Origin of the sequence: Amycolatopsis sp. WAC 01375 (genome assembly GCF_003947325.1) — a bacterium.
GTDB lineage: Bacteria > Actinomycetota > Actinomycetes > Mycobacteriales > Pseudonocardiaceae > Amycolatopsis.
Map to the genome: position 1 here is coordinate 113,289 of NZ_QHHW01000016.1, position 23,683 is coordinate 136,971.

The 23,683-nt window shown below is 69.1% G+C and carries 22 protein-coding genes and 1 riboswitch; of the genes, 10 read left to right on the top strand and 12 right to left on the bottom strand.

The genetic code is table 11. The features are described 5' to 3' along the window. Positions 1-17 precede the first annotated feature (17 nt). The 5 genes from groL to DL991_RS06950 form a co-directional block, all read right to left on the bottom strand. Positions 18-1,646 (bottom strand): chaperonin GroEL, encoded by a 1,629-nt coding sequence (gene groL / locus DL991_RS06930; RefSeq protein WP_125782140.1) that lies wholly within the window; start codon positions 1,644-1,646, stop codon positions 18-20. Positions 1,647-1,908: 262 nt separating this feature from the next. Beyond that, complete coding sequence (locus DL991_RS06935; RefSeq protein ID WP_125782141.1) at positions 1,909-3,366, bottom strand: serine/threonine-protein kinase; 1,458 nt, start codon at positions 3,364-3,366, stop codon at positions 1,909-1,911. Between the two features lie 56 nt (positions 3,367-3,422). Beyond that, positions 3,423-3,629 (bottom strand): cold-shock protein, encoded by a 207-nt coding sequence (locus tag DL991_RS06940; protein ID WP_005164266.1) that lies wholly within the window; start codon positions 3,627-3,629, stop codon positions 3,423-3,425. Between the two features lie 114 nt (positions 3,630-3,743). Continuing rightward, positions 3,744-4,367 (bottom strand): AIM24 family protein, encoded by a 624-nt coding sequence (locus DL991_RS06945; RefSeq protein WP_125782143.1) that lies wholly within the window; start codon positions 4,365-4,367, stop codon positions 3,744-3,746. Positions 4,368-4,371: 4 nt separating this feature from the next. Then, positions 4,372-5,049 carry a TIGR00266 family protein gene (locus DL991_RS06950; RefSeq protein WP_125782145.1) on the bottom strand — a complete coding sequence of 226 codons (678 nt, stop codon included), beginning with the start codon at positions 5,047-5,049 and terminating at the stop codon, positions 4,372-4,374. 74 nt (positions 5,050-5,123) lie between these two features. On the opposite strand from DL991_RS06950, the gene glp reads away from it, so the two are divergent. Further along, a complete protein-coding gene (gene glp, locus DL991_RS06955) occupies positions 5,124-6,326 on the top strand; it encodes a gephyrin-like molybdotransferase Glp (RefSeq protein ID WP_125782147.1) in 1,203 nt (400 codons plus the stop codon). A gap of 73 nt (positions 6,327-6,399) precedes the next feature. Here glp and DL991_RS06960 read toward each other — a convergent pair whose 3' ends face one another. Next, positions 6,400-7,635, bottom strand: a complete 1,236-nt coding sequence (locus DL991_RS06960) for an MFS transporter (protein ID WP_125782149.1) — start codon at positions 7,633-7,635, stop codon at positions 6,400-6,402. Beyond that, positions 7,632-8,195 carry a helix-turn-helix transcriptional regulator gene (locus DL991_RS06965; RefSeq protein WP_125782151.1) on the bottom strand — a complete coding sequence of 188 codons (564 nt, stop codon included), beginning with the start codon at positions 8,193-8,195 and terminating at the stop codon, positions 7,632-7,634. The genes DL991_RS06960 and DL991_RS06965 overlap by 4 nt, the downstream gene beginning before the upstream one ends. A gap of 179 nt (positions 8,196-8,374) precedes the next feature. Here DL991_RS06965 and DL991_RS06970 point away from each other — a divergent pair, with 179 nt between their 5' ends. The 4 genes from DL991_RS06970 to DL991_RS06985 all read left to right on the top strand — a co-directional run bounded on the left by DL991_RS06970 (position 8,375) and on the right by DL991_RS06985 (position 13,401). Then, positions 8,375-8,656, top strand: a complete 282-nt coding sequence (locus DL991_RS06970) for a GlsB/YeaQ/YmgE family stress response membrane protein (protein WP_125782153.1) — start codon at positions 8,375-8,377, stop codon at positions 8,654-8,656. 475 nt (positions 8,657-9,131) lie between these two features. Continuing rightward, positions 9,132-9,860, top strand: a complete 729-nt coding sequence (locus DL991_RS06975; protein ID WP_125782155.1) for a phosphatidylserine decarboxylase — start codon at positions 9,132-9,134, stop codon at positions 9,858-9,860. Positions 9,861-9,863: 3 nt separating this feature from the next. Then, positions 9,864-10,844 carry a CDP-diacylglycerol--serine O-phosphatidyltransferase gene (gene pssA, locus DL991_RS06980; protein ID WP_125782157.1) on the top strand — a complete coding sequence of 327 codons (981 nt, stop codon included), beginning with the start codon at positions 9,864-9,866 and terminating at the stop codon, positions 10,842-10,844. 277 nt (positions 10,845-11,121) lie between these two features. Then, positions 11,122-13,401 (top strand): AAA family ATPase, encoded by a 2,280-nt coding sequence (locus tag DL991_RS06985; protein ID WP_125782159.1) that lies wholly within the window; start codon positions 11,122-11,124, stop codon positions 13,399-13,401. A gap of 51 nt (positions 13,402-13,452) precedes the next feature. Here DL991_RS06985 and DL991_RS06990 read toward each other — a convergent pair whose 3' ends face one another. Beyond that, on the bottom strand, positions 13,453-14,088 hold the full coding sequence (locus tag DL991_RS06990; protein WP_125782161.1) for a LytR C-terminal domain-containing protein: 636 nt from the start codon (positions 14,086-14,088) through the stop codon (positions 13,453-13,455). After that, on the bottom strand, positions 14,085-14,396 hold the full coding sequence (locus DL991_RS06995) for a DUF3263 domain-containing protein (RefSeq protein WP_005160574.1): 312 nt from the start codon (positions 14,394-14,396) through the stop codon (positions 14,085-14,087). Before DL991_RS06995 ends, DL991_RS06990 begins: the two co-directional genes overlap by 4 nt. Positions 14,397-14,553: 157 nt before the next feature. Between DL991_RS06995 and DL991_RS07000 the strand changes: the two genes are divergently transcribed. Beyond that, positions 14,554-15,126, top strand: a complete 573-nt coding sequence (locus DL991_RS07000) for a peptide deformylase (protein WP_125782163.1) — start codon at positions 14,554-14,556, stop codon at positions 15,124-15,126. 87 nt (positions 15,127-15,213) lie between these two features. Here the strand turns inward: DL991_RS07000 and DL991_RS07005 are convergent, their stop codons facing one another. Further along, positions 15,214-17,382 carry a glycoside hydrolase family 15 protein gene (locus tag DL991_RS07005; RefSeq protein ID WP_125782293.1) on the bottom strand — a complete coding sequence of 723 codons (2,169 nt, stop codon included), beginning with the start codon at positions 17,380-17,382 and terminating at the stop codon, positions 15,214-15,216. A gap of 159 nt (positions 17,383-17,541) precedes the next feature. Between DL991_RS07005 and DL991_RS07010 the strand changes: the two genes are divergently transcribed. The 3 genes from DL991_RS07010 (at position 17,542) to thiD (ending at position 20,576) form a co-directional block, all read left to right on the top strand. Next, entirely contained in the window at positions 17,542-17,844 is a 303-nt protein-coding gene (locus DL991_RS07010; protein ID WP_233598696.1) for a LysE family translocator, read from the top strand. 129 nt (positions 17,845-17,973) lie between these two features. Further along, positions 17,974-18,106: riboswitch (TPP riboswitch) on the top strand. Positions 18,107-18,153: 47 nt separating this feature from the next. Further along, positions 18,154-19,758, top strand: coding sequence for a phosphomethylpyrimidine synthase ThiC (gene thiC, locus DL991_RS07015; RefSeq protein ID WP_125782165.1), 1,605 nt, complete (start codon positions 18,154-18,156; stop codon positions 19,756-19,758). Continuing rightward, complete coding sequence (thiD, locus tag DL991_RS07020) at positions 19,755-20,576, top strand: bifunctional hydroxymethylpyrimidine kinase/phosphomethylpyrimidine kinase (protein WP_125782166.1); 822 nt, start codon at positions 19,755-19,757, stop codon at positions 20,574-20,576. The genes thiC and thiD overlap by 4 nt, the downstream gene beginning before the upstream one ends. A 63-nt stretch (positions 20,577-20,639) precedes the next feature. Here the strand turns inward: thiD and DL991_RS07025 are convergent, their stop codons facing one another. Further along, positions 20,640-22,157, bottom strand: coding sequence for an alkaline phosphatase family protein (locus tag DL991_RS07025; RefSeq protein ID WP_125782168.1), 1,518 nt, complete (start codon positions 22,155-22,157; stop codon positions 20,640-20,642). 95 nt (positions 22,158-22,252) lie between these two features. Beyond that, complete coding sequence (locus DL991_RS07030; protein WP_199746729.1) at positions 22,253-22,651, bottom strand: helix-turn-helix domain-containing protein; 399 nt, start codon at positions 22,649-22,651, stop codon at positions 22,253-22,255. 88 nt (positions 22,652-22,739) lie between these two features. Here DL991_RS07030 and DL991_RS07035 point away from each other — a divergent pair, with 88 nt between their 5' ends. Then, on the top strand, positions 22,740-23,663 hold the full coding sequence (locus DL991_RS07035) for an NADP-dependent oxidoreductase (protein ID WP_125782170.1): 924 nt from the start codon (positions 22,740-22,742) through the stop codon (positions 23,661-23,663). The last annotated feature ends 20 nt before the right edge of the window (positions 23,664-23,683 follow it).

Genomic DNA, 23,683 nt, shown 5'->3' on the forward strand with positions numbered 1-23,683 from the left:
GTGTTACGGGCTCGAACTCAGAAGTCCATGCCGCCCATGCCACCGGACGGGTCGGCGGGAGCGGCCGAGGCCTTCTCCGGCTTGTCCGCCACGACGGCTTCGGTGGTCAGGAACAGCGCCGCGATGGAAGCGGCGTTCTGCAGCGCGGAGCGGGTGACCTTCGTGGGGTCCGGCACGCCGGCGGCGAGCAGGTCCTCGTAGACACCGGTGGCGGCGTTGAGGCCGTGACCCTGCGGGAGGGACTTGACCTTCTCCGCCACGACGCCGCCTTCGAGGCCGGCGTTGATCGCGATCTGCTTGAGCGGCGCCTCGACGGCGACCTTGACGATGTTGGCACCAGTGGCCTCGTCGCCCTCGAGCTTCAGACCGGCGAAGGCTGCCTCGGCGGCCTGGATGAGAGCGACGCCACCACCGGCGACGATGCCCTCTTCGACGGCGGCCTTGGCGTTGCGCACTGCATCTTCGATGCGGTGCTTGCGCTCCTTCAGCTCGACCTCGGTGGCGGCACCGGCCTTGATGACGGCCACGCCGCCGGCCAGCTTCGCCAGCCGCTCCTGGAGCTTCTCGCGGTCGTAGTCCGAGTCCGAGTTGTCGATCTCGGCGCGGATCTGGTTGACGCGACCCTGGATCTGGTCGGCGTCGCCCGCACCCTCGACGATGGTGGTCTCGTCCTTGGTGATGACGGCCTTGCGAGCCTTGCCCAGCAGGGAAAGGTCCGCGTTCTCCAGCTTGAGGCCGACGTCCTCGGAGATGACCTGGCCACCGGTCAGGATCGCGATGTCCTGCAGGATCGCCTTGCGGCGGTCACCGAAGCCCGGGGCCTTGACGGCGACGGACTTGAAGGTGCCACGCATCTTGTTGACGATGAGGGTGGCCAGGGCCTCGCCCTCGACGTCCTCGGCGATGATCAGCAGCGGCTTGCCGGACTGGATGACCTTCTCCAGCAGCGGCAGGACGTCCTTGACGGTGGAGATCTTGGAACCGAAGAGGAGGACGTACGGGTCCTCGAGCTCGGCTTCCTGACGCTCCGGGTCGGTCACGAAGTAACCGGAGATGTAGCCCTTGTCGAAGCGCATACCCTCGGTGAGCTCGAGCTCGAGCCCGAAGGTGTTGCTCTCCTCGACGGTGACGACGCCTTCCTTGCCGACCTTGTCCAGCGCCTCGGCGATGAGCTCGCCGATGGTGCGGTCAGCGGCCGAGATCGAGGCGGTAGCAGCGATCTGCTCCTTGGTCTCGATCTGCACGGCCATCTTGTGCAGCTGCTCGGTGATGGCCTCGACGGCCGCCTCGATGCCGCGCTTCAGGCTGATGGGGTCGGCCCCGGCGGCGACGTTGCGCAGACCCTCGCGGACGAGAGCCTGGGCGAGCACGGTGGCGGTGGTGGTGCCGTCACCCGCGACGTCGTCGGTCTTCTTGGCAACTTCCTTGACGAGCTCGGCCCCGATCTTCTCCCACGGGTCCTCAAGCTCGATCTCCTTGGCGATGGAGACACCGTCGTTGGTGATCGTCGGCGCGCCCCACTTCTTTTCGAGCACGACGTTCCGGCCCCGCGGGCCGAGGGTCACCTTGACGGCTTCGGCGAGGATGTTCAAGCCGCGCTCAAGACCGCGGCGGGCGTCCTCGTCGAACGCGATCAGTTTGGCCATTGCGGTGTGGTCCTCCGGTATTGGGCGCCGCCGCACGCTCTGTCTCGAAAGTCACAGAAGCGCGGCGGCAGGACTCTTCCTCGGCCAGGCTCGGTGCCCGCGACGGACGACCCACCCGATCAAGGGTGCGGCCTCACCGTCCCGACCTTCAGGCGAGCGATCGGTGACCGCTCCGCCTGGCACTCGACGGCGTCGAGTGCCAATGTCGTGTTTAGCACTCTCCACCGTCGAGTGCAAGAACCGCAGGTCAGCGCGGTGGTATTCAGTTGCTCGGCTTGATGGGGATCGATGAGGGCGGAGGCTTCAGCGACGATCCGGGAGCCTGCGACTGCGAGCCGCCGGGCCCGACCGGGATATTCGGCGCGGTGGTCTGCGTGCCGTTGCCGCTGCTCGAATCACTGAAGATGAAGATCGCCGCGACGATCGCGCCCGCGACCACGAGGGCGCCGACGACGATCCAGATCCACTTGGCGCCGCCGCCCTTCTTGGGCTGCTGCTGGAAACCGCCCTGCTGCTGCGGCGGAGGGCCGTAGCCAGGGGGCGGGCCCTGCTGGAAGCCACCCTGCTGGAAGCCGCCCTGCTGCTGCGGAGGGCCGTAACCGGGGGGTGGTCCTTGCTGGTATCCGCCCTGCTGGAAGCCACCTTGCTGCGGCGGCGGGCCGTAACCGGGCGGCGGGCCCTGCTGGGGCGGGCCTTGCGGCGGGGGACCCTGCGGTCCCGGTCCCTGCTGGCCGTAGCCGGGCTGCTGTCCTCCGTACGGGTGCACGGGGCCCCCCTCTCCCTGTGGCGGCGTGTTCTGCCGTGGCGCCTGCTGCGGTGCGGTCTGCTGGACCGGCGCCGCGGCCCCGGGCGGGCCGGGCGGCTCGTTCGAAGTCGCGAGCGGACCGAGCGCGCGCCTGGCGGCCGCGATCATCTCAACACAGTTGGGGTAGCGATCGGCGGGATTCTTCGCCATTCCCTTCCGGACGACCTCGTCGATCCCGGCAGGCAGGCCGACGATCCGCGAGATGGCCGGGGGCTCCCCGTTCAGATGCCCCTTGATGACCGTCTGCACGTCGCCCTTGAAGGGCGGGCTGCCGGTCAGGCAGGCGTAGAGGACGCAGGTGAGCGCGTACTGGTCGGTGCGGCCGTCGAGCGGCTCGCCGCGCAGGTGCTCGGGGGCCGCGTACGTTGGCGAGCCGAGGAAGTCGCCGCCGCGGGTGCGGTGCCCGGTGGCGCCGCGGCGGGTCAGGCCGAAGTCGGCGACGTAGACGTGCTCGCGCGAGGTCTCCTTGCTGGTGACCAGGACGTTCGCCGGTTTGACGTCGAGGTGCACGAGACCCCGGTTGTGCAGGGTGTCGAGCGCGTCGGCGACCTGGTCGAGCATGGTCAGCGCACGGGCGGGCGCGATCGGGCCACCCGAGATCAGCCCGGCGAGGTCCCCGCCGTCGACCATCCGCATGGCGATGTAGAGCATGCCTTCGAGCTCGCCGAAGTCGTACAAGGGCACGACGTTGGCATGGTCGATCGCGGACGTGTTCCGCGCCTCGTCGACGAAGCGTTCGCGGAACTCGGCGTCGGCCCCGAGGTGATCACCGATGACCTTCAGTGCCACCTTGCGTCCGAGCCGCACGTCCGTGGCCTTGTAGGTCACGCTCATGCCGCCCTTGCCGAGCACACCGTCGATGCGGTAGTTGCCCAGCCGGCGACCGGTCAGGTCCCCCGACTCATCGCCTGTCACGCAGCGAAGCGTAACGCGCCAGTTCCGGAGGCCGCCGGGGGTCGGCCGAAGTCCTGCTATGAGACCTTGCGGACGTCCGCCGCCTGACTCCGCCCGTCGCGCCCGGACTGGACTTCGAATTCCACGCGATCGCCCTCGTCGAGCGTCCGGAATCCGTCGGCCTGAATGGCCGAGTAGTGGACGAAGACGTCGGGCCCTTCGGTGGATTCTATGAATCCGTAGCCCTTTTCCGAGTTGAACCATTTGACGGTGCCGACTGCCACGACGCACTCCCTCAGCACAGGATCCGCCGGCCTCGCCTGCCCCGGACGGCGGTTTCGAGTGCAGTTCACGCTACCCGAATCACCGGCGTCGGCAATGCTCAATTCGTCTTAAGGTCATCCGCGAGAAAGCCGCCTATTGCGCGCTTGCACAAGGACGCGTCCTGGTCCCGCGAAGTCCAGCGCGAGCCCTTCGCCGGTGCGGACGGACTGCGGGCCGGACTGGTCGACCGCGCGGAGGCGGCACTGCACGGTGTCCGGGTAGGCGAGCAGGAAGTCCGGCCGCACGGTGACGAGTTCGCCCGCGGTGAGCTCGAAGGCGTCGACCGGGCCTTGCGCGGCCAGCACGAGCGGACCGGTCCCGCTGTAGTGCTCCAGGAAACCGGAGTCGGCCCCGAAGAGTTTCTGCAGCGGCGCCCAGCCTGGATCGAGCCGGACGGTCGCCGGCCGGGCGAGGATCGCGTCCCGGCTCACGCACCAGCCCGCCCCGCCGGTGAACTCCAGCGGGTAGACGTCACCGGCGGTCAGCGGCGCGAAGTCGATCCAGCCGCCGCCCTCCGGCGCGTTGAACACCGAAGGCGCGGCCTTGCCCGCCCGTGAACCACCGCGGGCGGGAACGGTTTCGGTGATGCCGAAACTGCTGGCCAGCATGGTGTCCCCGGCGGCCTGGACGGCCTCGCCGGGGGACAGCAGCACGCGTGCGACCCCGAAGTTCGGGGTGTGCCTCGTCTGGACCCGCATGCGCTCAGCGGGAGGGGACCTGGGCGATCACCCAGGCGGACAGCGCCGACGGGTTGCGGGTCTGGGTGAGCAGCTGGCCCGGACCGGCGAAGTCGAAGACGAGGCCTTCACCGCTCTTCATCGACTGGATGACGCCGGTGGCCACCTTGCGGATCTGGTACTGGAGGGTGTCGGCGAACGCGACGACGTGCCCGGTGTCGATGGTGATCACCTCGCCCTGCTGCAGGGTGACCGTCTCCAGCGCGCCGTAGCAGGCCACGACCAGCGGGCCCTGTCCCGTCGCGTGGGTCAGGAAGCCGCCCTCGCCGCCGACGAGGTTCTTGAGCCCGCCCCATTTGGTCTCGGTCTGCACGCCGTGCGACGACGCGAGCCACGAGCCGCGGGTGACGCACCAGCCGGTGCGGCCGTCGAGGTTGATGATCTGCATGTCGCCGGGCAGGTTCGCGGCGACGTCGACCCAGCCGCCGTTCTGCGGGGCGGTGTAGGTGGAGATGAAGAAGGACTCGCCGGAGAGGAAGGCGCGGCCGAGCCCCTTCATGATGCCGCCCTGCGCCTGCGACTGGACCTGCACGCCGTAGCTCGTCGCCATCATCGCGCCAGACTCGACCTGCGCCGGCTCGCCCGGGGCGAGGACGAGCCTCGCCACCGCGAACGACGGCTGGTGACGGATCTGAACCTGCATGTCTTCTTCTCCCCGGTGGTCGTTGTGACGCGCAGAGTCTTGCATGCGACCCCCGACCGAGGAGGATGGTCTGCGTGATCTCCGTCGACGCCCACCGTGAGACCGTCACCGGCCTGCTCGGAAACGCCCCTGTCATCCGCCTTCCGCTCGCCTCCGCCGCCGGGCTCGTCCTCGCCGAGGACGTGCGCGCGGGGGTTTCGCTACCGCCTTTCGACAACTCGGCGATGGACGGTTACGCGGTCCGCGCCGAAGACATCGCCTCCGCCGCCGAAGCGCCGGTGACGCTGCCGGTCACCGAGGACATCCCCGCCGGCCGCGTCGACATCACGAAACTGGAGCCGGGCACCGCGCACCGGATCATGACCGGCGCCCCGCTGCCTCCCGGCGCCGACGCGGTGGTGATGGTGGAACACACCGACGGTGGTGTGACGGACGTCCGGATTCTCAGGACGGCCGTCCCGGGGGCGCATATCCGGCGCCAGGGTGAAGACGTCGTCGAGGGCACGGTGGCGCTTTCGGCCGGAACCGTGCTCGGCCCGGCGCAGCTGGGGCTCGCGGCGGCGGTCGGGCTCGCCGAGGTGCCCGTGTTCAGGCCGTTGAAGGTGCTCGTCGTGTCCACCGGGACCGAACTCGTCGACGCGCCGGAGCCCTTGCGGCACGGGCAGATCTACGAGTCGAACAGCATCATGCTGGCGTCGGCGATCCGCGCGCTCGGCTGCGAGGCCGAGGTCGTGCGCAGTGTCGTCGACGACGTGGACGAGTTCCGCGCGGTGATCGAGCCGCGGCTGGCGGACGTGGACCTGCTGGTGACTTCGGGCGGGGTCAGCGCGGGGGCGTACGAAGTGGTGAAAGACGCGCTGACCGGGCAGGGCGTGGAGTTCCGGAAGGTCGCGATGCAGCCGGGCGGGCCGCAGGGCTGCGGACGGTGGAACGGCGTGCCGGTGGTGACGTTGCCGGGCAACCCGGTGAGCGTGCTCGTCTCGTTCGAAGCGTTCCTGCGGCCGGCGTTGCTCGCGGCGATGGGGCACGCGGGCGTCGACCGGCAGCGCGTGCGGGCCCGGCTGACCGAGGCGATGACCTCCCCCGCCGGACGGCGCCAGTTCCGGCGGGGCTTCTACACGCATTCCGAAGGCGAGGTCACCGGCATCGTCGGGCCGCGCGGCGGGCCGGGATCGCATCTGCTGGCGTCGTTCACCCAGGCGAACTGCCTGATCGTCCTGCCGGAGGACGTGGACTCGGCCGAGCAGGGCGACGAGGTGGACGTCCTGCTGCTCTGACGTCCGCCCGCCCGCAATTCGTCACCTACTTGCGCCCGGGCACCGTCGCAAGTAGGTGACGAATTGCGGGGTGTCAGGTCGGGAAGTCGCGGCACCGGCCGACTGGCGTGAACAGGAGCGCGAAGACGGCGACGACCTCGAGCCCGGCCATCAGGCCCAGCGTCTGCCGCACCCCGGCGGTCTCGCCGAGGATCCCGCCGAGCAGGCCGCCGAGCGCGATCGCGCCGAAGCTGAGCACGGACATGCTCGCGGTGACCCTGCCGAACATCGACGCCGGGACGTACCGCTGTTTGAAGGTGGCGTTGAGGACGTTCGAGCCGACCACCCCGGCGCTGAGCGCGAACCCGGCGGCGACGAAGAACGCGAGCCCCCAGCCGCCTTGGGCGAGCGGTCCCAGCAACATCATCAGCGCCCCGAAGGCCTCGCAGAGCACGAAGGCGCGCGCGGTGCCGATCCGCGCGGCGAGCTTGCCCGAAAGCGCGGCACCGGCGACGCCGCCCGCGCCGACGAGCGCGAGCACGAGCCCGACGGTCGCCTCTCCCACGCCTAGATCGCGGGCGAGAAAGACGACTTCGATCGACTGGTAACCCATGAGCGCGACATTCGAGACCGCGCCGAAGACCGCCAAGACCAGCAAGTACCGGTCGTGGACCACGAAATCGAGGCCCTCGCGGATCTCGTCCCGCAGCCGTGATCGCGTCTTCGCCGGGCGTTCGGGCTCGCGATAGCGGATGGATCGCAGGCACAGCACGGAGATCCCGAAACTGACGGCGTCGGCGAGCACCCCGGCGACGGCGCCGAAACCCTGCGCCAGCAGACCGGCGAGACCGGGTCCGCCGATCTGCGCGGCGGACTCGCTCCCCTGCAGCTTTTCGTTGGCTTCCTGGAGGTCCTTCTTCTCGACCAGCGAAGGCAGGTACGCGCGGTATGCGACGTTGAAGAACACCTTCGCGACGCCGCCCGCCAAGGCGACGACGAGCAGCTGGGTCATCGTGAGCAACCCGAACCAGGCGGCGACCGGGACGCTCAGGAACACGAGCATGGAGACGGTGTTGCAGGCCAGCATGATCGGGCGTTTCGGCCGTCTGTCGACCCAGGCGCCGGCGGGCAGGCCGATCAGCAGCCACGGCAGCCAGGCGACCGCGGTCAGCAGCCCGACCGCGAACGTGCTCGCCTGGAGCGTGACCACCGCGACGAGTGGCAGCGCGACGACGGCGATGGAACTGCCGAGCACGCTGGTCGTCTCACCGGTCCACAACAGCCGGAAATCGCGTGAGCGCAGCAATCCGCCGCGTTCGCGGGTGGTCACGGGCGGGCCGGGACGGCGCGGGTGGAGATGAAGACGGGGCGGCGTTCCTGGCCGTCGTCCGGGATCTCACGGCCGCTGTAGGACTTGATCAGCTCGTGGACCTTTTCTTCGAGTTCGGCCAGTTCAGCGACCGACATCTTCGCCCAGCTGTCGGTGGCGAAGGCGGCGCGATGCCACTCCTCGGGGTAGGTGTCGCGTTCGGCGAACCACTGGCGCGCCATGGAAACCTGGCGTTCGAGGGCGAGAGACTCGGCGGCGGCCGCGACCGGATCGTCGGGGAAGTCCGACGGCGACCAGGAAACCGCGTAACCCACGCGGCGCCACCAGCGCTCGCGCCGGTCTCGAGCCAGTTCGGGTGCCTCCTCGACGAGGTCGCTGGCTGCCAGCACCTTCAGGTGGTGACTGACGTTCCCGACCGCCTGCCCGGTCCGCTCGGCGAGCACGGACGCCGTGCACGGGCCGTCGAGGCGCAGGACGTCGAGCAGGCGGCGCCGCAACGGATGCGACATCGCGGCGAGCACTTTCGAATCGTGGACTTCACGTACCTCACGGTCGGCCATGACACACAACAGTAGTTGTACAACGACTCTTGTACAAGAGTTGTTGTGTGCGCCGGGGGCGATGGGTCGGGTTGGTCGTGAGTGGCGATTCGGGTTAGAACCCGAATCGCCACTCACGACCAACCCGAGGTGACGGCGCCACCGGGTTCGACTCCCGCACTCCACGTAACCTCGACGGCATGGGTTTCTTCTCGTGGATCGTGTTCGGCGCCATCGCCGGGTGGCTGGCCAACGTCATGGTCGGCGGTCCGGATCGGCGGGGTGGCTGCCTGTTCAGCATCCTGATCGGCGTGCTCGGGGCGGCGCTCGGCGGTTTCATCTACCGGCTCGCGACGGGCACCGAGCGGAGCTTCGAGTTCGACTTCCCCAGCTTCGGCGTCGCCATTCTCGGTTCGATCGTGCTGCTCGCCCTGCTGCGGCTGGTGCGCGGCTCCGGGCGGAGCGACGCCTCCCGCAGGTGATCAAGGGAGTGACGGTTGGTAACGGTTTTCTCGCGACGGGTGATCACGGGCGTCCGGCGAACTAGAGTGGGACGTTCGCTCAGTTCCAGCGGCCGCGTCCGGGTGCATATGCCGTCGGGGGGCATATGCATCCGGACGCGCGTGCCTCGGCGATGACCGAGGCGGCGCGGACGGGGTCTACGAGAGAAGGCATCGGCGCCGCCGAAATGTCCCTCTTCCAGGCTCGGAACAGCTCGGCGAGTCGCTCGCCTGCGGGGTCCGGGCTGGCGGGCATTCGCGGGTCCTCAAGGTCGGCGATCGGCTTCAATCACCTAGAGTTATCGCTCATTTCCACCGACCGTTACCGGGATGTGGTGCCTCCCACCCACGCCGGGGAAACCCTTCCGGGGGAGGCACGGCCCTGGCCAGGACAGGGCGGTAGCGTGGTGGCTCTTCATACCCAACCCCCCGACACGAACTGCGGTGAACCCGACCAATGAGCGGCAACCGGCCGGAATCCACTGGAAACCCACTCACGCACGCCGTGAAGCTGGCCCGCGAGACCGTTCCGCCGATGCACCCGGCCGGCAGGCCGTTCGTGCTCGGTGGCCTCGCCGCGACGCTGGTGCTGCGGAAGGTCTCCAAGCCCCTCGGCGTCCTCGGCGCGCTCGCGACGGCCGCCACGGCCGCGTTCTTCCGTGAGCCCAAGCGGGTGCCGCCCGCCCAGTCCGGCCTCGCGGTCGCGTCGGCGGACGGCCTGGTCTCGCTGATCGAGGAGGCCGTGCCGCCGCCCGAGCTGGGGCTGTCCGCCGAACCGCGGATGCGGGTGAGCGTGTTCCTGTCGGTGTTCGACGTGCACGTCCAGCGGGTCCCGGCGTCGGGCGTGATCGAGCGGGTCGCCTACCGGCCCGGGAAGTTCCTGTCCGCGGACCTGGACAAGGCGAGCGACGACAACGAGCGCAACTCCGTGCTCATGCGCACCGAAGACGGTCACGAGCTCGTCGTGGTGCAGATCGCCGGGCTGGTGGCGCGGCGCATCCTCTGTGAGATCCGCGAGGGTGACAAGGTCGGTGTCGGTTCGACGTACGGCATCATCCGCTTCGGCTCGCGAGTCGACCTGTATCTGCCGCCGGGCAGCAGGGTTCTCGTCTCGAAGGGCCAGCGCACGATCGGCGGCGAGACGCCGATCGCCGAGCTGCCCACGGCGCCGCACCCGGAAGGCTGATCCATGGTCCGCGTGACCACGACAACTCCCGGCGTCCGGCTGTTGCCGAACGCCATCACGGTGCTCGCCCTGTGCGCCGGTCTGTCGTCGGTGCAGTTCGCGCTGATCGGCAACTACCCGATGGCGATCGCGTCGATCGGGATCGCCGCGGTGCTCGACAGTCTCGACGGCCGGATCGCGCGGCTGCTGGACGCGACGTCGAAGATGGGGCAGGAGCTCGACTCGCTGTCCGACGGCATCTCGTTCGGTGTCGCTCCCGCGCTGGTGCTGTACGTCTGGCACGCCGAAGGCGAGCGGATCGGCTGGGTGGCGTCGCTGATCTTCGCGGTCTGCATGATCCTGCGGCTGGCGCGGTTCAACACGCTGATCGAGGACACCGAGCAGCCGCCGTACGCGGGCGAGTTCTTCGTCGGTGTGCCCGCGCCCGCCGGTGGTCTGCTGGCGATGCTGCCGCTGATCCTGGAGCTGCAGTTCGGGCAGGGCTGGTGGTCGCACCAGTACATGGTGTGGGTGTGGACGATCGCCGTGGCCGCGCTGCTGATCAGCCGGATCCCGACGCTTTCGCTGAAGACGGTGAAGGCGCCGCCGAAGGCGATCGCGCCGCTGCTGGTCGGGGTTGGCCTGCTGGCCGCCGCGATCATCCAGTTCCCGCTGGTGGCGCTGGCGATCGCGCTGATCCTGTACCTGGCGCACATCCCGTACTCGGTGTATCGGCACCGCTGGCTGGCGAAGCACCCGGAGGCGTGGATGGCGCCGCCAAGGGAACGGCGCGCGATCCGGCGCTCTTCGAGCCGCCGCCGTCTGGGTCTGCGCCGCCCGCCGCTGCGGCGGGTGGTGGCCGGGGCCGCCCAGCGCGTCCGGCTCCAGCGAGGCGAACAGCACGTCGCCCGCGCTCCGCGCACCATCAGCACCGACAAGGACCGAGACAACGGCCGCGGCCCGCGGCGCCGCTCGTGGCGCCGGATCGGCCTCCGGAAACGCTGACCCGCGCCACCCCAGCCCCCCGCCCGTCCCTGGGGGACGGCCCCGCGCCCAGCGTATCGGTGCCCACTGACGGGGCCGGGGGGAACGGGGGTCGGAGGCGGGAGTTGTCCACAAGTGGGTGAGCCTGTGGACAACTCGGAAGTCGAGTACATGAAGGCCCCCTTCCTTGCGCCCAGCGCAAGGAAGGGGGCCTTCATGTACTCGGGCGATCGCGGTCGTGAGGCTCGAGCGGCGCGCGGCGACCACTGGGAGCCCGCCGCGTAGATAGGGTGACGGGGTGAGCGCACCCCAGATCACGCTGACCGTCCGGCACACCCCGTCCGCCCTGGACTCCCGCCGCGGCGTCGTCCGGCTGCATCCCGAAGTCCTCGACGCGCTCGGCCTGATGGCCTGGGACGCCGTCCGCGTCACCGGCGCCCGCGTCAGCTCGGCGCTGGCCGCCCCGTCGGACGCGGAGGGGATCCCGGGCGTGATCCTCCTCGACGACGTCACGATGTCGAACCTCGGCGTGACCGAGGGAGCGGAAGTGGTCGTGACGCCGGCGGAGGTGTCGGCCGCGAAGACGGTCACCGTGTCGGGTTCGAGGATGGCGAGTGTCTCGCTGTCCCCGCACACCCTGAGGCTCGCCCTGATCGGCAAGGTCCTGACCGTCGGCGACGCCGTTTCCCTGCTCCCCCAGGACCTCGCGCCCGCGCCGGGCTCCGACGTCTCCGCGGTCCGCGGCCAGCTCTCCCGCGCCATCGGCATGACGTGGACGAACGAACTGCTCACCGTCACCGCCACCGAGCCGCCGGGACCGGTCGCCGTCGGACCGTCCACTGTGGTCAGCTGGCGTGACGGCGCCCGCACCGGCGAGGCCGAGCCCGCCGCCGTCCCGGCCCGTGCCGGGACGACGCTGGTGCGCAGCACGCCCTCCACACCCCACGAGGACTTCATCGACGCCGAGATCGTCGAAGACGAGCGGGTCGACGAAGTGGCCGAGGAGTCCGTGCCTCCCCTGTCGGATCTCGCCGGCTCCGAATCGGCCGCGCGCAAGCTCGCCGAATGGTTCGACCTGGCCTTCCACCGTCCGGAGCTGTTGGCGAAGCTCGGGACGTCGGCGCATCTCGGGGTCCTGCTGTCCGGGCCGGAAGGCGTCGGGAAGGCGACGCTGGTCCGCGCCGTGGCGCAGGCCGAGAAGGTGCGGGTGGTGTCGCTCGCGGCGCCGAACATCGCCGTCCTCGATCCGAACGTGGCCGCCGCGCGGCTCCGATCGGCGATCGAACAGGCCACCCGCGACGAAGACCCCGCCGTCCTGCTGATCACCGACATCGACGCGCTGCTGCCCGCGTCCCAGCCGCCACCGCTCGCGACGGTCGTCCTCGACGACCTGCGTAAAGCCTTGCGCAGCAAGGGTTTCGCGGTCATCGCCACCACGGGACGGACCGAGTCGACCGATCCCCGGCTGCGCGCCGCGGACCTGCTCGATCGCGAACTCGGCCTGCCGCTCCCCGACTCGAAGACCCGCACGGAACTCCTGCGCGTGCTCCTGCGCGAAGCCCCGCTGGAGTCCGGCGTCGACGTCGGCCCGATCGCCGAGCGCACGCCCGGTTTCGTGGCCGCGGATCTCATCGCGCTCCGCCGCGACGCCGCCCTTCGAGCCGCGCTGCGGCAGCGTGACGCCGACGAGCCGCGGATCTCCCAGCAGGACCTGCTCGACGCGCTGACCACCGTCCGCCCCATCTCGATGTCCACTTCGGACAATCTGGCCACCGGCGGACTGACGCTCGACGACGTCGGCAACATGACGGACGTCAAGCAGTCGCTCACCGAAGCGGTGCTGTGGCCGCTGCGCTACCCGGACTCGTTCGCCCGGCTCGGCGTCGATCCGCCGCGCGGCGTGCTCCTGTACGGCCCGCCGGGCGGTGGCAAGACGTTCCTGGTCCGCGCGCTCGCGGGCACCGGCGCGTTGAACGTCTTCGCGGTCAAGGGCGCCGAACTGATGGACAAATGGGTCGGCGAGTCCGAGCGCGCGGTGCGGGAACTCTTCCGCCGCGCCGCCGAGGCCGCGCCGTCGCTGATCTTCCTCGACGAGATCGACGCGCTCGCCCCGCGCCGCGGCCAGTCCTCGGACTCCGGCGTGTCGGACCGGGTCGTCGCGGCCCTGCTGACCGAATTGGACGGTGTCGAGCCGATGCGCGAGGTCGTCGTCCTCGGTGCGACGAACCGGCCGGAACTGGTCGACCCGGCGCTGCTGCGGCCGGGACGGCTGGAGCGCCGCGTCTACGTCCCACCGCCGGACGCGCACGCGCGCGAGGCGATCCTGGCCGCCAGCGCCAAGAACACGCCGCTCGCGTCCGATGTGGACCTCGCGGCGTATGCGGCCACTTTGGACGGTTACTCGGCGGCGGACTGCGCGGCACTGATCAGGGAGGCCGCGCTGACCGCGATGCGCGAGTCGCTGGAGGCCAAGGAGGTCAACGCCACGCATCTGACGAAGGCGGCCGAGGCCGTCCGGCCGTCGCTCGACCCGGCACAGCTCGCGGCGCTGGAGGCCTACGCGCAGAACCAGGCCTGAGTACGGAAAGGGCCCTCTTCCTCGCGAGGAAGAGGGCCCTTTCCGTAGCTGCTAGGAGCCGTCTTTGTCGTTGGTCTTGTAATCCTTGGTGAGGATGACGATCACGCCAGGGCCGATGTTCTCGATCTCCTTGAACCTGGGCTCGGCGCGGAAACCGAACTCCAGCGCCAGCGCCTTCGCGGCCGCTTCCTCGTCGGTGCCCGGCCGGAAGTAGGCCACGGTCTCGGGGAGCCTGCCCGGATAGCCCTTGACCTCGGAGACGTTCCAGCCGGAAGCGCGGAAGTCCTTCGCGGCCTGCTCGCCGAGCCCCTGGACCGTGCTGTTGTTGTAGACCCGCACGGTCACCCACTTGTGGGACGCCTGCTGATCGCCACCGGGCTGCCCAGGACCGGGCTGACCCGGCTGACTCGCCGGCGGGGCGGAACTCGCGGGCGCGCTCGACGGCGGCGCCGACGAGGCGGGCGGCGTGCTGGCCGAAGGCGAACCCGGCGCCGGAGACGAAGGCTGGGTCGCACCGTCCGAAGGCTCTGCCGACGTGGGCGTGGTGCCGGGCGGCGTGGCGGTGTCCGAATCACCGCCGCCACTGGTCAGGGTGATTCCGCCGATCACGGCGGCGATCACGGCGACACCGACCAAGGCCAGTCCGGCGGCCTTCATCGGCCGGGACAGCCCCGAAAACAGACTCATGAGAGATCGATCCCCAGTCGCCGGGCCGCGCGATTGCGCTGCCGGGCCGCTCGCGTCTTTCGCAGGCGCTTCACCAGCATCGGGTCGGCCTGCATGGCTTCGGTCTTCTCGAGCAGCCGGTTCAGCAACTGGTAATAGCGCGTCGACGACATAGAGAAGCGTTCGCGGATCGCCTGTTCCTTCGCGCCGGCGTATTTCCACCACTGACGTTCGAACGCGAGCATGTCGAGCTCGCGCTCGCTGAGGCCGTTCACGGTCTCCGACGGGGACGGCTGGTCGGGCTCGGCCATCGACTCCGCGGCGTCCATCCGACTCCTCGCAATCAGGTCAGTGCTCGGCGGCGTGAAACCACAGGCTTGTCATTCCGCGGCGCCATTAGACCACGGAACCGGCGCCCGGCCTCGGTATCGGCGTCGGCGCGTCATGGGTAAGGGTGTACCAGAAGGGTCCGACTAAACTGCGCGCGTGACCGTCCATCCCATCGTGATCGCCGGCGAGCCAGTGCTGCACAACCCGACTCGGGAGATCACCGAGTTCGACGACAAGCTGCGCACCCTCGTCGACGACATGTTCGAGACCATGTACGCCGCCGAAGGGGTGGGCCTCGCGGCCAACCAGATCGGCCTCGACCTGCGCGTGTTCGTCTACGACTGCCCCGACGACGAGGGCACGCGCCACAAGGGCGTCGTGGTGAACCCGAAGCTCGAGACGTCGGAGATCCCGGAGACCATGCCGGATCCGGACGACGACTGGGAAGGCTGCCTGTCGGCGCCCGGCGAGTCGTACCCGACCGGACGCGCTTCGTGGGCGAAGGTCACCGGCTTCGACGTCGAAGGTAATCCGATCGAGGTCGAAGGAACCGGCTACTTCGCGCGCTGCCTGCAGCACGAGACCGATCACCTGGACGGCTTCATCTACCTCGACCGGCTGGTGGGGCGCCACGCTCGCGCGGCGAAGAAAATGCTCAAGTCGAACAAATGGGGCGTTCCGGGCAGCTCGTGGCTGCCGGAGGCTCAGCCCGAATCGGCCGACGACTGACCCTCTCGCACCCGTTCCGCGTGCTATGAAAGGTCCTTTCCTTGCAAAATTTGCAAGGAAAGGACCTTTCATGGCGTCACGCGAGGGTCAGCAGCCCAGGAAGTGGCACCGCACCACCCGCGGCTGCTCGATCACCTTCCCCGCCTGCACCGACCACGCGAGCCGCAGGTACTGGGCGTGCGTCCAGGCCAACGGTGTCGCGGACGCCGTCGGAGTGCCCGCCGGGAAGCCAGGCTGCCCCGAAGGCGCGTTCTCGTCCCAGACCTGCTCCGGCATCGTGTCCCCGGAGCTGCTGACGCGCCCCAGGTCGCGAAGGCGCTTCGCGGCCGTACCGCGGTCACCGGCGGCGAGGTCGTACTCGCCGCGTTCACCCGCGAGCAGCGGCCACAGTCGCCCGAAAGTGGTCCGGCTTTCCGCCGGGAACGTGTAGTCCCACGGCGCCCCGTCCGCCTTCTCGCCGTAACCGTCCTTCGTGTAGCGGTGCCAGAACTGACCCGTCGGGGTGGTGAAGGCGATGTCGGCGTCGGTGACCTTGACGCTGTTCCTGATCACCGGATCGTCGGCGCGGTAGATGCCCAGCCTCACCAGTTCGAGGAACCCGGCGTCGGTCACGGCGCGCTGGTCCATGGTCACGCTGGAATTGCCGAGGTTGTACTTCGTGCCGTTGTTCGCGTTGCCGTCCTTGGTCAGCCGGACGAAGTACGGGTCCTTCGACAGCGGGCCGTTCGTGGTCACCGTCCATTGGGCGAGCTTCGCCTTGAACGCGTCGGCGGTGTCGAGGTAGCGCTTCGCGTCGGCGCCGGCGCCGTTCGCCTTGGCGATGTCGGCCGCGCAGACCAGTCCGGCGATCACCGCGGCGATCGTCGAAGGCGAGTAGCCGTCCTGTTCTTCCCAGCGCTCCTGCTGGCTGTACGGCGACGCGTGCCCATTGTCCGCCTTGTAGGACAAGAGGAATTCCGCCGCCTTGCGCACACCCGTCCAGGTCTTGGCGTCGGTGCGGCCGAGCTGCTGGGCGAGCACGATCGGCAGCGCGGTCTCGTCGAGCTGGATGGAGGTCCAGTACGGCGTGCCGTCGACGTGGCTGTTCTGCGGCAGATGCCCGTCCGGCAGCTGCTGCGTGCCGAACATGTAGTCGATCGACCGGTTGGCGGCGTCGCGGTCGCCGGCGGCGAGCAGGCCGGTCGCGATCTGGTAGAGGTCGCGCGGCCAGACCAGGTGATAGGTGCCCGACGGCGACCATTCCGGGTCGTTGTTCCCGAACCTCCACGGCATACTCGGCGACGCGATGAGCGCCCCCTGGTGGATCTTGTCCTCGCTCGCCGCGAGCATGAGCACGGACGCCTGGTAGAGGTCCCGTTCCTGCTTGGTCTTGAGCGACGACGGCGCGCCCTTCACCTGGCGGAGGTACTGCTTCCAGCCGCGGTCGTACGCGCGGGCGGCGTCGGCGAATCCGCGCCGTAGCGAGGCTTTCGCGGTGGCGAGCGCGTCGGTGTCCTTCGCGCCCATGCCGAGCGAAAGCGTGAAGTCCCGTGAGCGGACACCGTCGGCGGACGTCTGCCCGGTGATCAGCACGTTGCCCTTGGCCGCGGTCGCGTAATCCTTGAGGGCGAAGGACTTCGTCAGCTGCGTGATGCCGTCGGAGGAACCCGCGTAGCCGACGGAAGTGCGAGAGAACGCCGGTTCCGCGGTCAGTGCGACAGCGGTCTTCGCGTCGGACGCGACCGCGTTCACCCCATCGGTGCGTGCGGAGTCGTCGGATCCTTCGTTCGTGAGATCGGGATCCGCGACCGCGTACACCTGGTACGGACGGCCGGTCAGCGAAACGAAGTCGACGTCGATCAGCACACTCGCGCGCGCCGGGTCGGTGACGTAGGTCTTGCGGAGCTTCCAGCGGCGCTGGTCGTCGGTGATGGTCTGTTCGTAGGTGAGGCCATCGGTGCGGCGCACCTGCTGCGCCTTGGCCGAGGAATCGACCGTCGCGAAGCTCGTCCCGTCGGTGACGACGAGGTCGAGCGCGCGGACGCTCGGCGTGGACAGATCCGGGTAGTAGACCTCGGCGAGCCGGCCACCTTGAAGCGTGAACCAGACGTTGCTCGCGCGTTCGCGGGCGGTGCCGAACCCGGTCTTGTCCGCCGGGAGCCAGCTCGGATGGGCGCCGGGCGCACCGGGCGCCTCACCGCCCTGTGCCGCGGCCACCGCCGGGACCAGCCCCGCGACCAGCACGCCTGCCAGTGCCGGGAGCATGAGTTTTCGCATATCCACCCCAGACTTCTGTAACGGTGCAGAACCTCCGGGATTGTGTCGTGAATCCCCCGCGCGCACATGCTCCAAACCGGTGAACCGCTAACGCTGTCGACATGTCGGCCCCGGAAATCGCGTTGCTGTCGACAGGCCCCGTCGCCGGCGATCGGGGGCATGCCGAACCTCTTGGCGTTCGTCCCCGGCCCGGCGACGGTGATGCTGATCAAGCAGTCGGCGAAGGGCTCACGCCGGAACGCGTCCGCCACCGTCGCGGGTATCGAGGCGGGCATCGCGTTCTGGGGGCTCGCCGCGGTCTTCGGTCTCACCGCGCTCCTCGTCGCCTCACCGGTCGCCTACGACATCTTGCGCATCGCGGGCGCGGTCTTCCTGATCAACGTGAGCAACCCGAAGGCGAGCGCGTTCGCGATCTCGTTCCTCCCCCAGTTGGCTCGCCTTCCTGGTCACACGCCTGGGTGAGTGGCTGCGCCGCGATCGCGTCAAGCTGAGGCCGGAGCGCACGTCCGGCGGCCTTCTGGTCGGCTTCGGAGTGACCGTCGCCTTGGAGGGTTGATTGTCCGAGCCCCGGCGTGGCATGGTCGGGGCACAACCAAACAACGCGGGAGCTCGCGCCATGGCGGGCTGAGAGGGCGGCTGGAGTCTTTTTCTGGAAGACCCGGCGCCGCCGACCGCATGAACCTGACCGGGTAATGCCGGCGTAGGGAGTGAACGTCGTTGACGACGCTTGACAGTGCCTTTGAAAAGAATGCCCAGGGCATCACGCCGACCGTGACCACCGGGCCGATCACCGGTTCCCGCAAGATCTACCACCGGACGGAATCCGGGCTCCGGGTTCCCGCGCGGCGGATCGACCTTTCGAACGGCGAGCATTTCGACGTTTACGACACCTCCGGCCCGTACACCGACGACGACGCGCAGATCGATGTCCACAGTGGACTGCATCGATTGCGTGCCGGCTGGGCCGACGGTCGTGAGCACAACACCCAGCTCGGCTGGGCGAAACAGGGTGTCATCACCCGCGAGATGGAGTACGTCGCGGCACGCGAGCGCTGCTCGCCGGAATTCGTGCGGGACGAGGTCGCCCGCGGTCGTGCGGTGATCCCCGCCAACCGCAAGCACCCGGAGACCGAGCCGATGATCATCGGCAAGAAGTTCCTGGTGAAGATCAACGCCAACATGGGCAACTCGGCCGTCTGGTCCTCTGTGGAGGAAGAGGTCGACAAGATGGTGTGGGCCACCCGCTGGGGCGCCGACACGATCATGGACCTCTCCACCGGCAAGCGGATCCACGAGACCCGCGAGTGGATCGTCCGCAACTCACCGGTGCCGGTCGGCACCGTGCCGATCTACCAGGCGCTGGAAAAGGTCAACGGGGAGCCGGAAAAGCTGTCGTGGGAGGTCTACCGCGACACCATCATCGAACAGTGCGAGCAGGGCGTCGACTACGTCACCGTGCACGCCGGGGTGCTGCTGCGGTACATCCCGCTGACCGCGCGCCGGGTGACGGGCATCGTCTCGCGCGGCGGCTCGATCATGGCGGCCTGGTGCCTCGCGCACCACAAGGAATCGTTCCTGTACACCAATTTCGCCGAACTCTGCGAGATCCTGCGCGAGTACGACGTCACGTTCTCGCTCGGTGACGGCCTGCGGCCCGGCTCGATCGCCGACGCCAACGACCGCGCGCAGTTCGCCGAACTGGAGACGCTGGGCGAGCTCACGCACATCGCCCGCGAACACGACGTCCAGGTGATGATCGAAGGCCCCGGCCACGTGCCGATGCACAAGATCAAGGAGAACGTCGAACTCGAGGAGAAGCTGACCGGCGAGGCGCCGTTCTACACCCTCGGCCCGCTCGCGACCGACATCGCGCCGGCGTACGACCACATCACCTCGGCCATCGGCGCGGCGCAGATCGGCTGGTACGGCACGGCGATGCTCTGCTACGTCACGCCGAAGGAGCACCTCGGCCTGCCGAACCGCGACGACGTCAAGACCGGCGTCATCACCTACAAGATCGCCGCGCACGCCGCCGACCTCGCCAAGGGGCACCAGTACGCGCAGGAGTGGGACGACGAGCTTTCCAAGGCCCGCTTCGAATTCCGCTGGAACGACCAGTTCAACCTGTCGCTGGACCCGGACACCGCTCGCGCCTACCACGACGAGACGCTGCCCGCGGAACCGGCGAAGACGGCGCACTTCTGCTCGATGTGCGGGCCGAAGTTCTGCTCGATGCGCATCACCCAGGACATCCGCAAGTACGCCGACGAACACGGGCTGTCCACTGTGGAGGCCATCGAGGCCGGCATGGCGGAGAAGTCGAACGAGTTCGCCGAGCAGGGCAACAAGGTGTACCTGCCGGTGGTCAATCAGTGACAGCCACCCCCAGGACCGCCCTCACCATCGCCGGATCGGATTCCGGTGGTGGTGCGGGCATCCAGGCAGATCTGCGGACCTTCTTCGCCAACGGGGTGCACGGGATGGTCGCGCTCACCGCGGTCACCGTGCAGAACTCGCTGGGCGTGCAGGGTTTCAGCGAGATCCCGGTCGACGTCGTGACCGGGCAGATCAAGGCCGTCGCCACGGACATGGGCGTGGACGCGGCGAAGACCGGCATGCTCGCGACCGCCGAGATCATCAACGCCGTCGCGAAGACACTCGATGAAGTCCACATCGGACGCTCGTCGGACACGCCGTTCGTCGTCGACCCGGTCGCCGCTTCGATGACCGGGCACGCGTTGCTGCGCGAGGAGGCGCTGGAGGCGATCCGCACCGAGCTTTTCCCGCGGGCCACGCTGATCACACCGAACCTGGACGAGGTGCGGCTGCTGACCGGCGTTTCCGTGACCGGGCCGTCGACCCAGCGCGAGGCGGCGGAGGCGTTGCTGGAGTTCGGTTCGGAGTGGGTGCTGGTGAAGGGCGGGCACCTCGACGCTGCTCAGGACTGTGTGGATCTCTTGTCCGACGGCGAATCCTGGGTGGAGCTGAGCGGGCCTCGCTTCGACACGCGGAACACGCACGGCGGCGGTGACACGATGGCTTCGGCGATCACGTCTTCGCTGGCGAAGGGGGCGGACGTGCCGACCGCCGTCGCCGAGGGCAAACGGTTCATCGAGCGGTGTGTGGCGGAGTCGTATCCGCTGGGGGCGGGCGTCGGTCCGGTTTCACCCTTCTGGCGGCTCAGCGACGCTTGAGGCGTGCAATGAAGGGGCCTTTCATAGCAAATTTTGCTATGAAAGGCCCCTTCATTGCACGCGTTACCGGATCGTGACGCGAGGAGCGTCCACGGCCCAGTACCAGTTGTTCCCCGCCGCGTAGAGCCGCCAGGTCAGCTTCACCGAACGAGCCCCGGCGGGCACCTTGACCGAAGCCGACGTCGGCACCGAAAGCACATCGCCGCCCTTGTTCGCCGTACCGGATTCCGGCCCGTAAGCCAGCACGTTCTGCTCCGGACCACCGTCGAACGACGCCGTCAGTGCGCCCCGCTGCGTCCCGTCCTGCCGGTAGTGCGAGACGAACGAGACGTCCACTGTGGACTTCCCGGTGACATCAGCCGAAGGCGAGACCAGGGAAGAGTCGAAGGTCCCACGCGAAGAAGGTGAGCCCTTGTCGTCCCACTCGTCCGGGTCCGCGACCGCGAAGACGCCGCGCGCCCGCGCGTTCGCCTCGCGCTGCTGGCCGGGAGCGGTGCGGGTCCAGAAGTCGTCGGTGGTGAAGGACCAGCCCTGCCACTCCGTCACGCCGGCGGGCATGCCGGAAGCGTTGCGCACGGTCCAGCCGCCCGGCGCGTCGTGCGTCCAGCCGAGTACTCCCGCCGGGACACCGGTCTCGTCCTGCCGTGCCTTCAAAACGGCCGTGTCGAAGACATCCGAGGGCGCGGCGCCGAGCGCGTAGCCGTCGTAGGCAGCCGGAGCCGCGATGCCGAGGTGCCGCAGCACCGTGGGCGCGATGTCGACGATCTTCGGTGCCACGGCGGGGGTTCCGGCCGGGACCGTGCCACCGGCGGCGATCACGAACGTCATTCGTTCCTCGGGCGTGTCACCGCCGTGCCCGCCCGACGGCGTGTGGCCGTGGTCCGAGGAGATCATGATCAGCCAGTCTTCGTTCGCGCGGTCCGCGCGGGCTTCGACGGCGGCGAGCAGACGGCCGATCAGCGCGTCGTCGGTGCGCAGGCTGGCTTCGTACTGCGGGGAGTCCGCGCCGTGGTCGTGGCCCGCGATGTCCGTCTGTCCGAAGTAGACGAACGAGGCGTCGGCCTTGTCCTGCTTGAGGTGTTTCTCGGCGTCGACGGCGATCTGTTCGTCGGTTTTCTCGTAGCCGTCGCTGTCGCCGTTCCGGACGAACTTGCGGTCCTGGCCGGTACGCAGGATCCGGTCGCCGATCGGCGTCCAGTCGACCGCGGCGTAGGTGTCGAGCGCCGGGTTCGCGGTTTCGGCGCGGGCGAGCCAGCTCGGATGCGTGGCGAGGTCGTTGCCGGTGAAGGAGTTGTCCCTCACCTTGTGCTTGTCCGGCCAGACGCCGGTGAGGATCGTGGACCAGCCGGGACCGCTCACCGTCGGCGCCATCCCGCTGCCGTACAGCGAACTGCGCGAGGCGTAGCCGCGCTCCACCAGCGCGTGGACGTTCGGTGTGTCTGCGGCCATCAGCTTGTCGAAGCGGGCCCCGTCCAGGCCGATGACCAGTACCTTCGGCGTCTTGGCCGCGGCGGTGGCCACGCCGGAGGTCAATCCGGCGACGGCCACCAGTGCCGACAGGAGGGAAAGCGTTCTGCGCACGAAAGCCTCCAGATAACTTGTTCGAACCAATTGTTCGTCAAGTTAGTGCGCCGAACTGTCTTCCCGATGAAGTCCGCGTGCCCCCGCGAAGGACTTCAGCCGACGGGCTCCATCACCCGCGAGTCGTACTCCTGACGCGATTCGAGGATCCCGTCGAAGTTGGCGACCGACCATTCGCTGACCGCCATGAGCAGCGTGCCCGCGCTCGCCCCGCGCTCGGTCAGCGCGTACTCGACGGTCGGCGGCGTGGTCGGGAAGACCGTGCGCGTGACCAGGCCGTCGCGTTCGAAGGCGCGCAGGTTCTGCGTCAGCATCTTCTGGCTGATCCCGCCGACGGCGCGGCGCAGTTCGCCGAACCGGTGGGGCCGCCTCGTCAGCGCGCCGAGCACCAGCGCGGTCCACTTGTTGGCGAGCAGGTCGAGGACGTCTCGGCACGGGCAGTTCCGCAGGTAGATGTCCCACGGGGATTCCGGCACTTCACAGGTGGTTTCCATCAGGTACCTAGTTTACCTTTAAGTGCCTTCTAGCGAAAAGAGACCACGCGGCCGAACATGGAGAGCACCAACAACGGAGGAGCTTTCGATGCGCGTCGTGACCCAGCAGCGGCTTGGTGGCCCGGAAGTGCTGGAGGTGACCGAAACCGATCGGCCGTCCCCCGGCCCGACGGAGGTACTCGTACGCGTGCGCGCGGCCGGGATCAACCCGGTCGACTGGAAGACCCGGGCCTACGGCGTCTTCATGGGCGAGCCACCGTTCGTCCTCGGCTGGGACGTGTCCGGGGTGGTGGAGGAGCTCGGCGTGGGCACGACGCGTTTCGCCGTCGGCGACGAGGTCCTCGGCTTCCCGTGGTTCCCCCGGCAGGCCGGGGGCTACGGCGAATACGTGACGGCCCCCGCCCGCCAGTTCGTGCGCAAACCCGCGAACCTCACCCACGAGCAGGCCGCCGGGTTGCCGCTCGCCGGGCTCACCGCCTGGCAGGGTCTCGTGGACATCGCCGACGTCCAGCCTGGACAGCGTGTGCTGATCGACGCCGCCGCGGGCGGGGTCGGGCACCTCGCCGTGCAGGTGGCGAAGGCACGCGGCGCGTACGTCCTGGGCACGGCGAGCGCCGGGAAGCACGACTTCCTCCGCGAGCTCGGTGTCGACGAGCCGATCGACTACCGCGACGAGACCGCGACGGCGGCCGGCGTGGACGTCGTGTTCGGGCTGGTCGGGGAGCGGAGCGACCTGCGCTGGCTGGACGCGGTGAAACCGGGCGGCCTGCTCGTCTCGGTCCCGGGCGGCGTGAGCGAGGCTGTCGCCGCGAAGGCCGAGAAGCTGGGCGTGCGGACGTCGGGAATGCTCGCCGAACCCGACGAGATCGGCCTGCTGGCCCTGACCGGCCTGATCGAGAAGGGTGAATTGCGCGTCCACGTCGACCAGACCTTCCCTCTCGAAGACGTCGCGAAGGCGCACGAAGTCGGCGAAGGCGGCAGGGTGACCGGGAAGCTCGTCCTGACCCTCTGAGATCGCGCATGGAAAATGGG

Bases quoted from the DNA above. Each gene is read 5' to 3' on its own strand.
- DL991_RS06975 (WP_125782155.1), top strand. From the start codon at position 9,132: ATGAGCGGCAACCGGCCGGAATCCACTGGAAACCCACTCACGCACGCC.
- DL991_RS06965 (WP_125782151.1), bottom strand. From the start codon at position 8,195: ATGGCCGACCGTGAGGTACGTGAAGTCCACGATTCGAAAGTGCTCGCC.
- DL991_RS06995 (WP_005160574.1), bottom strand. From the start codon at position 14,396: ATGGACGCCGCGGAGTCGATGGCCGAGCCCGACCAGCCGTCCCCGTCG.
- DL991_RS07035 (WP_125782170.1), top strand. From the start codon at position 22,740: ATGCGCGTCGTGACCCAGCAGCGGCTTGGTGGCCCGGAAGTGCTGGAG.
- DL991_RS07005 (WP_125782293.1), bottom strand. From the start codon at position 17,382: ATGCGAAAACTCATGCTCCCGGCACTGGCAGGCGTGCTGGTCGCGGGG.
- pssA (WP_125782157.1), top strand. From the start codon at position 9,864: ATGGTCCGCGTGACCACGACAACTCCCGGCGTCCGGCTGTTGCCGAAC.
- DL991_RS07010 (WP_233598696.1), top strand. From the start codon at position 17,542: ATGCCGAACCTCTTGGCGTTCGTCCCCGGCCCGGCGACGGTGATGCTG.
- DL991_RS06970 (WP_125782153.1), top strand. From the start codon at position 8,375: ATGGGTTTCTTCTCGTGGATCGTGTTCGGCGCCATCGCCGGGTGGCTG.
- groL (WP_125782140.1), bottom strand. From the start codon at position 1,646: ATGGCCAAACTGATCGCGTTCGACGAGGACGCCCGCCGCGGTCTTGAG.
- DL991_RS06945 (WP_125782143.1), bottom strand. From the start codon at position 4,367: ATGCGGGTCCAGACGAGGCACACCCCGAACTTCGGGGTCGCACGCGTG.
- DL991_RS06950 (WP_125782145.1), bottom strand. From the start codon at position 5,049: ATGCAGGTTCAGATCCGTCACCAGCCGTCGTTCGCGGTGGCGAGGCTC.
- DL991_RS07030 (WP_199746729.1), bottom strand. From the start codon at position 22,651: ATGGAAACCACCTGTGAAGTGCCGGAATCCCCGTGGGACATCTACCTG.
- DL991_RS06990 (WP_125782161.1), bottom strand. From the start codon at position 14,088: ATGAGTCTGTTTTCGGGGCTGTCCCGGCCGATGAAGGCCGCCGGACTG.